The 11256-nt window shown below is 69.1% G+C and carries 10 protein-coding genes; 2 read left to right on the plus strand and 8 right to left on the minus strand.

The genetic code is table 11. The annotated features are described in order from the left end of the window. Window positions 1–9: 9 nt before the first annotated feature. Complete coding sequence (locus QWY84_RS14305; protein ID WP_290203476.1) at window positions 10–1197, minus strand: acetyl-CoA C-acyltransferase; 1188 nt, start codon at window positions 1195–1197, stop codon at window positions 10–12. Window positions 1198–1473: 276 nt separating this feature from the next. Next, window positions 1474–2604, minus strand: a complete 1131-nt coding sequence (locus tag QWY84_RS14310; RefSeq protein WP_290203477.1) for a CaiB/BaiF CoA transferase family protein — start codon at window positions 2602–2604, stop codon at window positions 1474–1476. Between the two features lie 134 nt (window positions 2605–2738). On the opposite strand from QWY84_RS14310, the gene QWY84_RS14315 reads away from it, so the two are divergent. Next, window positions 2739–3506, plus strand: coding sequence for a 3-hydroxyacyl-CoA dehydrogenase (locus QWY84_RS14315; protein ID WP_290203478.1), 768 nt, complete (start codon window positions 2739–2741; stop codon window positions 3504–3506). A gap of 209 nt (window positions 3507–3715) precedes the next feature. Here QWY84_RS14315 and QWY84_RS14320 read toward each other — a convergent pair whose 3' ends face one another. Beyond that, complete coding sequence (locus tag QWY84_RS14320; RefSeq protein WP_290203479.1) at window positions 3716–4855, minus strand: acyl-CoA dehydrogenase family protein; 1140 nt, start codon at window positions 4853–4855, stop codon at window positions 3716–3718. Window positions 4856–4968: 113 nt separating this feature from the next. On the opposite strand from QWY84_RS14320, the gene QWY84_RS14325 reads away from it, so the two are divergent. After that, complete coding sequence (locus tag QWY84_RS14325; RefSeq protein ID WP_290203480.1) at window positions 4969–5637, plus strand: nitroreductase; 669 nt, start codon at window positions 4969–4971, stop codon at window positions 5635–5637. Window positions 5638–5679: 42 nt separating this feature from the next. Here QWY84_RS14325 and QWY84_RS14330 read toward each other — a convergent pair whose 3' ends face one another. The 5 genes from QWY84_RS14330 to QWY84_RS14350 form a co-directional block, all read right to left on the minus strand. After that, the gene (locus QWY84_RS14330; RefSeq protein ID WP_290204047.1) at window positions 5680–6045 is read right to left on the minus strand and encodes a class II aldolase/adducin family protein; all 366 of its coding nucleotides are present in this window, start codon (window positions 6043–6045) and stop codon (window positions 5680–5682) included. Between the two features lie 185 nt (window positions 6046–6230). Continuing rightward, on the minus strand, window positions 6231–6713 hold the full coding sequence (locus QWY84_RS14335) for a class II aldolase/adducin family protein (RefSeq protein WP_290203481.1): 483 nt from the start codon (window positions 6711–6713) through the stop codon (window positions 6231–6233). 44 nt (window positions 6714–6757) lie between these two features. Then, on the minus strand, window positions 6758–8563 hold the full coding sequence (locus QWY84_RS14340) for an acyl-CoA dehydrogenase (protein ID WP_290203482.1): 1806 nt from the start codon (window positions 8561–8563) through the stop codon (window positions 6758–6760). 267 nt (window positions 8564–8830) lie between these two features. Beyond that, window positions 8831–9982 (minus strand): acyl-CoA dehydrogenase family protein, encoded by a 1152-nt coding sequence (locus tag QWY84_RS14345; RefSeq protein WP_290203483.1) that lies wholly within the window; start codon window positions 9980–9982, stop codon window positions 8831–8833. Window positions 9983–10014: 32 nt separating this feature from the next. Further along, window positions 10015–11208 (minus strand): acyl-CoA dehydrogenase family protein, encoded by a 1194-nt coding sequence (locus QWY84_RS14350; RefSeq protein WP_290203484.1) that lies wholly within the window; start codon window positions 11206–11208, stop codon window positions 10015–10017. Window positions 11209–11256: the final 48 nt, after the last annotated feature.

The following is an 11256-nucleotide window of genomic DNA, read 5'->3' on the forward strand; positions in this document are numbered from 1 at the left end:
ACCCCGCGCTCAGTCCAACCGCTCCACCGCCACGGCGGTCGCCTCGCCGCCGCCGATGCAGATGGAGGCCACGCCGCGCCGGAGGCCGTGGCGCTCCAGCGCATTCAGCAGCGTGACCAGGATGCGCGCCCCGGAGGCGCCGATGGGGTGGCCCAGGGCGCAGGCGCCGCCGTGGACGTTGACCGTGTCGTGGGACAGGCCCAGCTCCTGCATGGCCGCCATGACCACCACGGCGAAGGCCTCGTTGATCTCGTAGAGATCGACGTCGCCGGCGCTCCATCCCACCTGCTCCAGGAGGTTCCGGGTGGCGCCCACGGGCGCGGTGGTGAACCACTGCGGCTCGCGGGCGTGGCTGGCCTGGCCGCGGATGGCCGCCAGGGGCTTGAGGCCGCGCCGGTCCGCCTCGCTGCGGCGCATGAGCACCAGGGCGGCGGCGCCGTCGGAGATGGAGCTGGCGTTGGCGGCGGTTACGGTGCCCTGCGGGTCGAAGGCCGGCTTGAGGGTGCGCAGCTTGTCGGGGTCGGCGTTCCAGGGCTGCTCGTCGCGGCTAATGGTGCGCTCGCCCTTGCGCTCGCTGATGGTGATGGGCGTGATCTCGGCCTCGAAGGTGCCGTCCTCGGAGGCCTTGCGGGCCCGCTGCAGGGAGGTCTCGGCGAAGTCGTCCTGGGCCTCGCGGGTGAAGCCGAAGTGGCTGGCGCAGCGCTCGGCGAACCGGCCCATGAGCTCGCCCTTCTCGTAGGCGTCCTCGAGCCCGTCGAAGAACATGTGATCGGTGATCCGGCCGTGGCCGAGGCGGTAGCCGCCGCGCGCCTTGTCCAGGAGATACGGGGCGCGGGACATGCTTTCCATGCCGCCGGCGACGGTGATGCGGCCGCGGTCCAGGGCCAGGGTGTCGTGGGCGAACATGGTGGCGCGCATGCCGGAGCCGCAGACCTTGCTGACGGTGGTGCAGGGCACGGACAGGGGCAGCCCGGCGCCCAGGGCGGCCTGGCGGGCCGGTGCCTGGCCCAGGCCGGCGGGCAGGACGTTGCCCATGAACACTTCGTCCACGGTGTCCGCCGGGACGCCGGCACGCTCCAGGGCGGCGGCGATGCTGCGGCTGCCCAGCTCCGTGGCGCTGAGGGCGGCGACGTCGCCCATGAGGCCGCCCATGGGGGTGCGGGCGCTGCCGACGATGACAATGGGGTCGTCTTGCATGGCTCTACTCCTCGCTCTGATGGCTTTGATCTTGGCTGGGACCGGAATCAGCGGGTATCGGCGCGTCGGGGGGCGCGGAGCGGGTACTTTGGTCACGGACACGCTGTAAATACGTCCCTGTACGCTCGACTGCGGCCGTCCTGGCCGCAGACGGTCCGTGACCAAAGCACCCGCTCCGCGCCGTGCTATCGATCACGCTCTTTACTGCAGCGTCCTCATGTTCATGATTCTCCGCCGTCCCTGGCAGGCAGTCCAGCGGTCAGTGATGGTACGGAATCAGCAGATTCCCTTGCCCCGCAATTCTTTAATGGTGTTCGCGTCGATGCCCCAATCCGAGAGGGCGGTTTCGGTGTCGGCACCGGGTTCGCGGGCACCGGTGGTGAGTTCCGGCTGCGTGCGGGAGAAGCGCGGGGCCGGGGCGGCCTGGGTCATGCCGTCGTGGTGGACGAAGGTGCCGCGGGCGCGGTTGTGGGGGTGCTCCGGGGCTTCGTCCATGTCCAGCACGGGGGCGAAGCACACATCGGTGCCCTCCAGCAGGCGGCACCATTCGTCGCGGCTGCGGGTGGCGAACACCGCGGCGAAGCGCTCGCGCATGGCGGGCCAGTTGTGCTTGTTCATCTGCTCGGCGCAGGCCGGCTCATCGGTGAGTTCCAGGCGTTCCAGCAGCTCGCGGTAGAACTGCGGCTCCAGGGCGCCGATGCTGATGTGCCGGCCGTCGGCGCAAGTGTAGGTGTCGTAGAAGGGCGCACCGCCGTCGAGCAGATTGGTGCCGCGCTCGCTGGACCATGCGCCTCCGGCCTTCATGCCGTGGAACAGGCTCATGAGGAGTGCCGAGCCGTCGGTCATGGCGCTGTCCACCACCTGGCCGCGCCCGGATTGCCTCGCCTCGAGCAGGCCGCAGGCGATGCCGAAGGCGAGCATCATGGCGCCGCCGCCGTAGTCGCCCACCAGGTTCAGCGGCGGTACGGGTCGCTCGCCGGCGCGGCCGATGGGGTGCAGGGCGCCGGACAGGGCGATGTAGTTGAGGTCGTGGCCGGCGGCGCGGGCGAGCGGACCGTCCTGGCCCCAGCCGGTCATGCGTCCGTAGACCAGGGCGGGGTTGCGCTCCAGGCAGGTGTCCGGGCCCAGGCCCAGGCGTTCCATGACGCCGGGCCGGAAGCCTTCCACCAGGGCGTCGGCGCGTTCCAGGAGCTTGAGCACGGTCTCGACGCCGGCGGGCTGCTTCAGGTCGACGGTCACCGAGCGCCGCCCGCGGGCGGTAACCGGGTCGTCCACCGGCAGTGCGCCGGCCGACTTGCGGTCGATGCGCAGCACGTCCGCGCCCATGTCCGCCAGCATCATGGCGCAGAAGGGGCCGGGTCCGATGCCGGCCATCTCGATGACGCGAATACCCTGCAGGGGGCCCATGAGGTCTCCTCCGATTCCCGGTTCTTTTCAGGCGTGCGCCGGCTTGCCCCGGCGTCCGCCGGCAACATTCCCGTGTTTCCCCGGGCAGGTCAAGCGCCGCGCCCGGTCCCCGTTATCACCGAGTGGAGGTCAGCATGAAGATCGACGAACGCGTATTCATTGTCACCGGCGGCGCCTCCGGGCTGGGCGAGGCCACGGTCCGCCGTCTGGTCGACGGCGGCGCCCGCGCGGTGATCGCCGACATGAACGAGGATGCCGGCAAGAAGCTCTCCCACGAGCTCAGCGGCGCCGTGCACTTCGCCCGCTGCGATGTCACCCGGGAGTCCGATGCCCAGCACGCCGTGGATGCGGCCCGGGAGACCTTCGGTGCCGTGCACGGCCTGGTGAACTGCGCCGGCGTGGGCACGCCGGAGAAGACCCTGGGCAAGGAAGGGCCGCATGATCTGGAGCGCTTCAACAAGGTCGTCCAGATCAACCTGGTGGGTACTTTCAACATGATCCGCCTGGCGGCGCAGGCCATGACCGAGAACACGCCGGACGCCGAGGGCGAACGGGGCGTGGTGGTGAACACGGCCTCGGTGGCGGCGTTCGACGGCCAGATCGGGCAGGCCGCCTATGCGGCGTCCAAGGCCGGCGTGGCCGGCATGACGCTGCCCATCGCCCGGGAGTTCGCGCGCTACGGCATCCGCGTCATGACCATCGCCCCGGGCCTGTTCGAGACGCCCATGCTGCTCGGGCTGCCCCAGGAAGTGCAGGACTCCCTGGGCGCCAGCGTGCCGTTCCCGCCGCGGCTGGGCCGGCCGGACGAGTACGCCCGGCTGGTGGAGAGCATCGTCGGCAACACCATGCTCAACGGCGAGACCATCCGCCTGGACGGCGCCATCCGGATGCAGCCGAAGTAGTCGGGATAATTGCGGTGCGGCGCATTGTTGGGGACGGGATCGAAAGGAGGCACAGGCGGGGAATCGGGTGCTTCGGTCACGGACCGTCTCCAGCCATGGACGGCTGGAGACGAGCCTACAGGGATGTACTTGCGGCGTGTCCGTGACCGAAGCACCCGATTCCCCCGCCCCCGGAAGTTACCGTTACCGGTTTCCGGGGAGGAGACCTCTCAACGCCCGAGAATCGAACGCGCGATGAGCTCCTTCATGATCTCGTTGCTGCCCCCGTAGATGCGCTGCACGCGGGCATCGACGAAGTCTCTGGAGATCGGGTACTCGCGCATGTAGCCGTAGCCGCCGAACAGCTGCAGGCATTGATCCGCCACCCGGAACTGCAGGTCCGTGGTGGTGAGCTTGGCGATGGAGGCATTGGTCGTGGTGAGCTCGCCCCGGTTGTACTCTTCCGTGCACTGCCGGACGAACGCCCGGTTGACCTGGATCTGTGCCTGGAGGTCCGCCAGGGCGAAGCGCGTGTTCTGCAGGCTGCCGATGGCCTGGCCGAACGCCTTGCGCTCCTGCACGTACTGGATGGTGCGCTCCAGCATGCCCTCGCACGCCGAGATCGCACCCACCGCCAGCACCAGGCGCTCGCGGGGCAGCTCATTCATGAGATTGGCGAAGCCCTGGCCCTCGCCGCCCAGGATCTGGTCGGCGCCCACGCGCAGGTCGGAGAAGAACAGCTCCGCGGTGTCCGAGCCGTGCTGGCCGATCTTCTCCAGGCGGCGGCCGCAGTCGAACCCGGGCAGGGACGTATCGACGGTGAACAGGGTCACCCCGCGCGCGCCGGCATTCGGGTCCGTCTTGGCCGAGAGGATATGGAGATCCGCATGATAGCCGTTGGTGATGAACGTCTTCTGGCCGTTGATGACGAACGCGTCGCCGTCGCGCTGGGCGCGGGTCTTCATGCCCTGCAGGTCCGAGCCCGCCGCCGGCTCCGTCATGCCGATGGAGCCCACCGCCTCGCCCGTGACCATGCGCGGCAGCCAGGTGTGCTTCTGCTCCTCGGTGCCCAGGTGGAGGATGTAGGGCGCGACGATATCCGAGTGCACCGACAGGTTGGTGGCCAGGGCGCCGAAACCGCGGCGCGCCACTTCCTCGATGACCACGGCGGACAGGACGAAGTCGCCGCCGAAGCCGCCGTATTCCTCGGGGACGTCGACGCACAGGAAGCCGTTCTCCCCGAGCCGGTTCCACAGCGTCCGGGGAAAGAGCTTCTCGTGCTCCCAGGCCTCGTAGTGGGGGGCGACTTCCTTGTCCAGGAAGCGCCCCAGCGTATCCCGGAACAGCTCGATTTCACTGGCATCCAGCATGGTGCCTGTCCTCCCGCATTCGTCGTTGTCGATCGCGACGAGGTTACCCCGGGTCGGGCGGCGCGTCGAACGGCGCGTTGCCCGACCGGCACCGCCTGGCATAGGAGCCCGGAATGAACTTCGAAAACCTCATGCGTCAGCGCTACAGTGCACGTGCATTCCTGGCGGACCCCGTGCCCGCGGGAATCATCCGGCATATCCTGGATGTCGCCCAGAAGACGCCGTCGTGGTGCAACACGCAGCCCTGGGAAGCCGTGGTGACCGAGACGCCGGCGGCGACGCAGCGCCTGCGGCAGCGGCTGTACGATCACGCCGCCGCCGGCGGCGAGCCCGGACCCGACAAGCCCTTCCCGCGCGAGTACGTGGGCGCGCACGACACCCGGCGCAAGAAGTGCGGGGCGCAGCTTTACGAGGCCGTGGATATCGCCCGGACGGATCGCGAGGCGCGCGCCAGGCAGATGCTGCGCAACTACGAGTTCTTCGACGCGCCCCACGTCATGCTGGTGTTCTGCCACGAGAGCCTGGGCTTCTACGGCGGGGTGGACTGCGGGCTGTACCTGCAGTCGTTCATGCTGGCGGCCCTGGACCAGGGCGTGCATTCCATCGCCCAGGCGTCCCTGGCGGCGTACCCGGCGGTGGTCCGCGAGCACTTCGACGTCCCGGCCGACCGCCACCTGCTGTTCGGCTGCTCCTTCGGCTACGCCGACGAGCGTCACCCGGTGAACCGCTATCGCACCGAGCGCGCCGGCATCGCCGACGCGGTGACCTTCGTGCGCGAGTGACCGGCCCCGGCGCGGGCCGGCCGCGGGATCACGGTGCGGTGATCACTCGCGGAAGCCCGGGTGGTGCGTGTCCGCCAGCCGCACCAGCCCCGGCCAGGCCAGCTTGGCGGCGCCGCCGAGCATCTGTCCCTGCTCGCGGGTGGTATCGATGGCCGCCTGGTCCGGCAGGTGATGCGGGCCGTTGCCGGCGCGGCCCTGGATCTCGCAGGCGCGGGTGAAGAAGTACAGGTAGATGAACGCCTCCGGCACCGTCTTTCCGGCCGTCAGCACGCCGTGGTTCCACAGCATCATGATGTTCTTCTCGCCCAGGTCCCGGATCAGCCGCTCGCGCTCGTCTAGGGAAACGCTGAACCATTCCCGCGTGCTTCTGCGCGCCGCAGCGGTGCTCTGGCAAGGCGGCGTTCGCAGTGAATGGCCGGTCGCCCTTTACAAGAACGCCAACGCAGTCCAGAGCACCGCTGCGGCGCGCCCTGCGGGGCCGAGCGGCACAGCCGCAGTCGGCGTTGCGCTGCTTGACTGTACCGCCAGTACAGCGCTGCGCAGCGCGCCTTGCCTGCAGCTGCGCCGCTCGGCCAGAAGCGCGCGTGAATGGTTCAGCGTTTCCCCAGCTCCAGGGCCACGCCCTCGTACTCGTGGAAGGCCAGGTGCGCCTGGCAGAGCATGGCGGTCTGGCTTAGCGGCTTCAGCCCGCCCCCCTGGGCGGAGACAGCCATGCAGTTGGGCTCGTGCAGGTGCATGACCGCGTGGGCGTCGTCGCGGGCCATGTGCACGGCGCTGTGGATGGTGAAGCCGGCGGGGTTGATGCGGCCCTTGCCGTCGTCGTCCACGGCATTGCCGTCCTTGTCCACCTTCACCAGCGACGAGGCGGTGATCTCGTGGAACAGGTAGCCGTACGGGTTGAGCAGGAAATGATGCTCGGGCCCCGGTACCCGGCAGGACAGGTGGGTGAAGATCAGGTCGTCCCAGCCGAAGTGGGCTACCAGGCGGTAGGCGGCGGCGAGCTGGACGCGGGCATCCCATTCGGTCAGCTGTTCGTAGTCGTGCTTCAGGGCCGGGTCGTCGGCTTGCATGTCCATGGTGCCTCCTTCGTCGTGTCGTTCGATGACCCGGTGCTCCCTGGCTACAGCCAGTCCGGATCCGTGTTCAGCGGCGTGTCCTCGCCCCGGCGCAACAGCGCGGCCAGGTGATGGATCTTCGGCAGCTCGACGTTCATGAAGTACCGGCAGGCGGCCAGCTTGCCCTGGTAGAAGGCGCGGTCGTCGTCGCTGGCCGGTTGGGCCGCGGCCGCGGTCGCCGCCTGGCGGAGCCACAGCCAGGCGATGACGATGTGCCCGAACATGTCCAGGTAGTCGCTGGCGTTGGCGAGATACCGCTCCGTGTCTCCCGTCTCGCCCACGGCCCTCAACGCCCGCGTGGTCTCCTCGAGCGCCTCCAGGGCGCGCGCCAGGGCCTCCGCCTCGCCGGCCAGCGACCCGGGACCGTCGTGGTTCACCTCGTCCACCGTCGCGCGCATGGTCGCGACCATGGTGTCGAACGCGGTACCCCCTTCCTGGCGCACCTTGCGGCCCAGCAGATCCTGGGCCTGGATGCCGTGGGTGCCCTCGTGGATGGGGTTGAGGCGGTTGTCCCGGAAGTACTGCTCCACCGGGTATTCCCGGGTATAGCCGTAGCCGCCCAGGATCTGGATGGCCAGATCGTTGGCCCGCAGGCAGTAGTCCGACGGCCAGGACTTGATCACGGGCGTGAGCAGCGCCAGCTGCCGGGTCGCGTTCGCGCGCGCCGCGGCGTCCGGGTGGGTGCGCTCGTCGTCCACGAGCCGGGCGCCGTAGAGCCCCAGGGCCAGGCCGCCTTCCACGTAGCTCTTCTGGGCCAGCAGCATGCGGCGCACGTCGGCGTGCTCCACCAGCAGCCGCTGCGGCGTCGCCGGATCCTTCTCGCCCGGCGCGCGTCCCTGGCGGCGCTCCCGGGCGTAGGCCAGGGAATGGAGATAGCCGCCGTAGCCGAGCATGACGGCGCCCAGCCCCACGCCGATGCGCGCCTCGTTCATCATGTGGAACATGCACTTGAGGCCGTCGCCCGGCTGGCCGACGAGATACCCGGTGCACTCGTCGTTCTCGCCGAAGTTGAGCATGGTCGACGTGGTACCGCGGTAGCCCATCTTGTGGATGAGCCCGGCCAGCTTGACGTCGTTGCGCGGGCCCAGGCTGCCGTCGTCGTTGACCAGGTACTTGGGCACGATGAACAGCGAGATGCCCCGGACCCCGGCAGGTGCGTCCGGGGTGCGGGCCAGGACCATGTGCACGATATTCTCGGCGAGCTCGTGGTCGCCGCCGGAGATGAAGACCTTGTTGCCGCGGATGCGGTAGCTGCCGTCGTCCTGCGGGACGGCGCGGGTGCGCAGGTCGCCCAGGGACGACCCGGCCTGGGGCTCGGTCAGGCACATGGTGCCGAAGAACCGGCCGCTGAGCATGTACGGGGTGTAGCGCTGGATCTGCTCGTCGCTGCCGTGGGCGAGGATCAGGTTGGTGGCGGCCACGGTCAGGCCGACATAGGCGAAGGTGCCCACGTTGGCGCCCTTGGTGATGGCGGTGCAGGTCTGCGCCACCGTGGCGGGCAGCTGCATGCCGCCGCGCTCGAAGTCCTGGCCCGCGGCCAGCAGCCCGGTGTCGCAGTAGACATCCAGGGCTTCCTTGACCTCCGGGATGGTGCTGACCTTGTCGCCGTCGAAGGTGGGCTCGTTCAGGTCCGCCTTGCGGTTGTGCGGCTGCAGGTAGTCCACCGCCACCCGGTGGGCGGTCTCGATGGCGGCGTCGAAGGTCTCGCGGCTGTGCTCGGCGTAGCGTTCGCGCTCCGTGAGCCGCTCGGTGTCCAGCAGCTCGTAGAGCAGGAAATCCAGGTCGCGGCGGTTGACGATGGGGCTGTTCATAGGGGCTTCCGTCGGCGGATTCGGATATCGATGACGGCGACGCCCCGGCGGCGTCGGCGGTATCGCCTGCGACTCCGGGGCGTTGGTCGCGACTGACGTCGCTCCTACAGTGGACCCGTGCAATGCCGGCCGGATTCCGGTCCCGTAGGAGCGGCTTCAGCCGCGACCTTCCAGAGAGTCTGCTCGCCGGGATGGTCGGGGCTGAAGCCCCTCCCACAGCTGGCTTTCCGTAGGAGCGACGTCAGTCGCGACCCTGCTGCCGGCGCATCACCCCGCCGCCGGCACCTCCATCTGCTCCGAGAACCGGTCCATGTGCGCATCGGCATCGCCGAACTGGTTGTCGATCATGGCGATGCGCTTGGCGAAGTGGGAGAGGTTGTACTCCTCCGTCATGCCGATGCCGCCGTGCAGCTGGATGGACTGCTCGGAGACGAAGCGGCCGCCCTTGCCCACCTGGTACTTGGCGATGGACACCGCCCGCCGGCGCGCGGCGGGGTCGTCGCTGTCGAGCTTGGCGGCGGCCTTGTAGGTGGCGGAGCGGGACTGCTCCAGCTCCATGCGCATCTCCACCATGCGGTGCTGGACGGACTGGAAGCTGCCGATGGGCACGCCGAACTGCTTGCGCTGCTTGAGGTAGTCCAGCGTGAGGTCGCAGGCGACGCTCATGGCGCCCACCGCTTCGGCGCACACGGCGAAGGCGCCGCGGTCCTGGGTGAGCTCGATGAGCGGCACGGCTCCGCCCTCGGCGCCCACCAGCGCGTCTTCGCCGACCTGGACGCCGTCCAGCCGGACCTCGGCGGCGTGCAGGCCGTCGATGGTCGCATAGCCCTGGACGGAGACCCCCGGGGCGCCGGCGTCCACCAGGAACAGGCTGACGCCGCTGGCGTCGCCGGTATCGCCGCTCGTGCGGGCGCTGACGACGAGCCTGTCGGCACTGTCGCCGTGCAGGACGACGGTCTTGTGGCCGTGGAGGGTATAGCCGCTGCCGGAGCGCTCGGCCCGGGTGGCGACCTGCGTGTTGCTGTAGCGGTTGTCCGGCTCGCCGTGGGCGAAGGCCAGGATCAGCTCGCCGCTGACCAGCGGCTCCAGCACGGCGCTCTTCTGGGCGTCGCTGCCGGCATCGGCGATGAGCTGGCCGGTGGTGACCACGGAGGCGACGTAGGGCTCGAGCACCAGCCCCTTGCCGAAGGCCTCCATGACCAGCATGGTCTCCACCGGACCGCCGCCGAAGCCGCCCAGCTCCTCGGCGAAGGGCACGCCGAGCAGGCCCAGCTCCGCGAACTGGTTCCACATCTCGCGGGTGAAGCCGCCTTCGGCCTGCATGTAGCCGCGGCGCTGCTCGAAACCGTACTGATCCTGCACCAGGCGCTCCACCGTATCCTGGAGCATGCGCTGTTCGTCGGTCAGAGAGAAATCCATGGTCGTTGCTCCGTTAACCCGTATCGGTGCGCTCAGAGGCCCAGGATCATCTTGGCGATGATGTTCTTCTGGATCTCGTTGGAGCCGCCGAAGATGGTGAGCTTGCGGTTGTTGAAATACGTGGGCGCAGCGGACAGCGCGTAGTCCGGCGCCACGGCGTCATCGGTGTCGCCGTGCAGGGCCTGCGGCTGGAAGGGCAGGGCGCGCGGACCCACCGCCTGGCGCACCAGGTGGTAGATCTCCTGGCGGATCTCCGTGCCCTTGATCTTGAGCATGGAGGCCTCCGGGCCCGGCGACTGCCCCTGCTGGACGGCGGCGATGACGCGCAGGTCGGTCATCTCCAGGGCTTCCAGCTCCATCTCGATCTGCGCCACCCGCGAGCGGAACAGCGGATCATCGATCAGGGGCTTGCCGTTCTTGCGCTCCGCGGCGGCGATCTGCTTGAGCCGCTGCAGCTCCATCTTGCCGCGCCCGACACCGGCGATGCCGCTGCGCTCGTGGCCCAGCAGGAACTTGGCGTAGGTCCAGCCCTTGTTCTCCTCGCCCACCAGGTTGTCGACGGGCACCTGGACGTTGTCGAAGAAGACCTCGTTGACCTCGTGGCCGCCGTCCAGGGTGATGATGGGCCGTACCGTGATCCCGGGGCTGTTCATGTCGATGAGCAGGAACGAGATGCCTTCCTGCTTCTTGGCGTCCGGGTCCGTGCGCACCAGGCAGAAGATCCAGTCGGCGTACTGGCCCAGGGTGGTCCAGGTCTTCTGGCCGTTGACGATGTAGTTCTCGCCCTGGCGCTCGGCGCGGGTCTTCAGCGACGCCAGGTCGGAGCCGGCGCCGGGCTCGGAATAGCCCTGGCACCACCAGTCATCCGCGGACAGGATGCGCGGCAGGAAGCGCTCCTTCTGCTCCTCGGTGCCGAAGTTCATGATCACCGGCGCGACCATGGCCAGGCCGAAGGGCAGCAGCGGCGGGGCGCCGGCCAGGGCCGTCTCCTCGTCGAAGATGTGCTTCTGCACCGGGGTCCAGCCGGGGCCGCCGTACTTCTTCGGCCAGCCCGGGGCGGCCCAGCCCTTGTCGTAGAGGATCTTCTGCCAGCCGACCAGGTCGTCCTTGCTCAGGTGCTTGTGGTTGAGCACCTTGTCGCTCATGTGCGCGGGCAGCTTCTCGCGCAGGAAGTCGCGGACCTCCTGGCGGAACGCCTCTTCCTCGGGGGTGAAATTGATGTCCATTGCCCTTTGACTCCAGGCGGTTGCATGAAACCGTCAACAGAAGGCCCC

It is taken from the genome of Aquisalimonas lutea (assembly GCF_030409225.1).
Classification (GTDB): Bacteria; Pseudomonadota; Gammaproteobacteria; order Nitrococcales; family Aquisalimonadaceae; genus Aquisalimonas; species Aquisalimonas lutea.

Coding starts and splice junctions, on each gene's coding strand:
- QWY84_RS14340 (WP_290203482.1), bottom strand. CDS start 8,563: ATGAACAGCCCCATCGTCAACCGCCGCGACCTGGATTTCCTGCTCTAC.
- QWY84_RS14335 (WP_290203481.1), bottom strand. CDS start 6,713: ATGGACATGCAAGCCGACGACCCGGCCCTGAAGCACGACTACGAACAG.
- QWY84_RS14350 (WP_290203484.1), bottom strand. CDS start 11,208: ATGGACATCAATTTCACCCCCGAGGAAGAGGCGTTCCGCCAGGAGGTC.
- QWY84_RS14305 (WP_290203476.1), bottom strand. CDS start 1,197: ATGCAAGACGACCCCATTGTCATCGTCGGCAGCGCCCGCACCCCCATG.
- QWY84_RS14315 (WP_290203478.1), top strand. CDS start 2,739: ATGAAGATCGACGAACGCGTATTCATTGTCACCGGCGGCGCCTCCGGG.
- QWY84_RS14310 (WP_290203477.1), bottom strand. CDS start 2,604: ATGGGCCCCCTGCAGGGTATTCGCGTCATCGAGATGGCCGGCATCGGA.
- QWY84_RS14325 (WP_290203480.1), top strand. CDS start 4,969: ATGAACTTCGAAAACCTCATGCGTCAGCGCTACAGTGCACGTGCATTC.
- QWY84_RS14345 (WP_290203483.1), bottom strand. CDS start 9,982: ATGGATTTCTCTCTGACCGACGAACAGCGCATGCTCCAGGATACGGTG.
- QWY84_RS14320 (WP_290203479.1), bottom strand. CDS start 4,855: ATGCTGGATGCCAGTGAAATCGAGCTGTTCCGGGATACGCTGGGGCGC.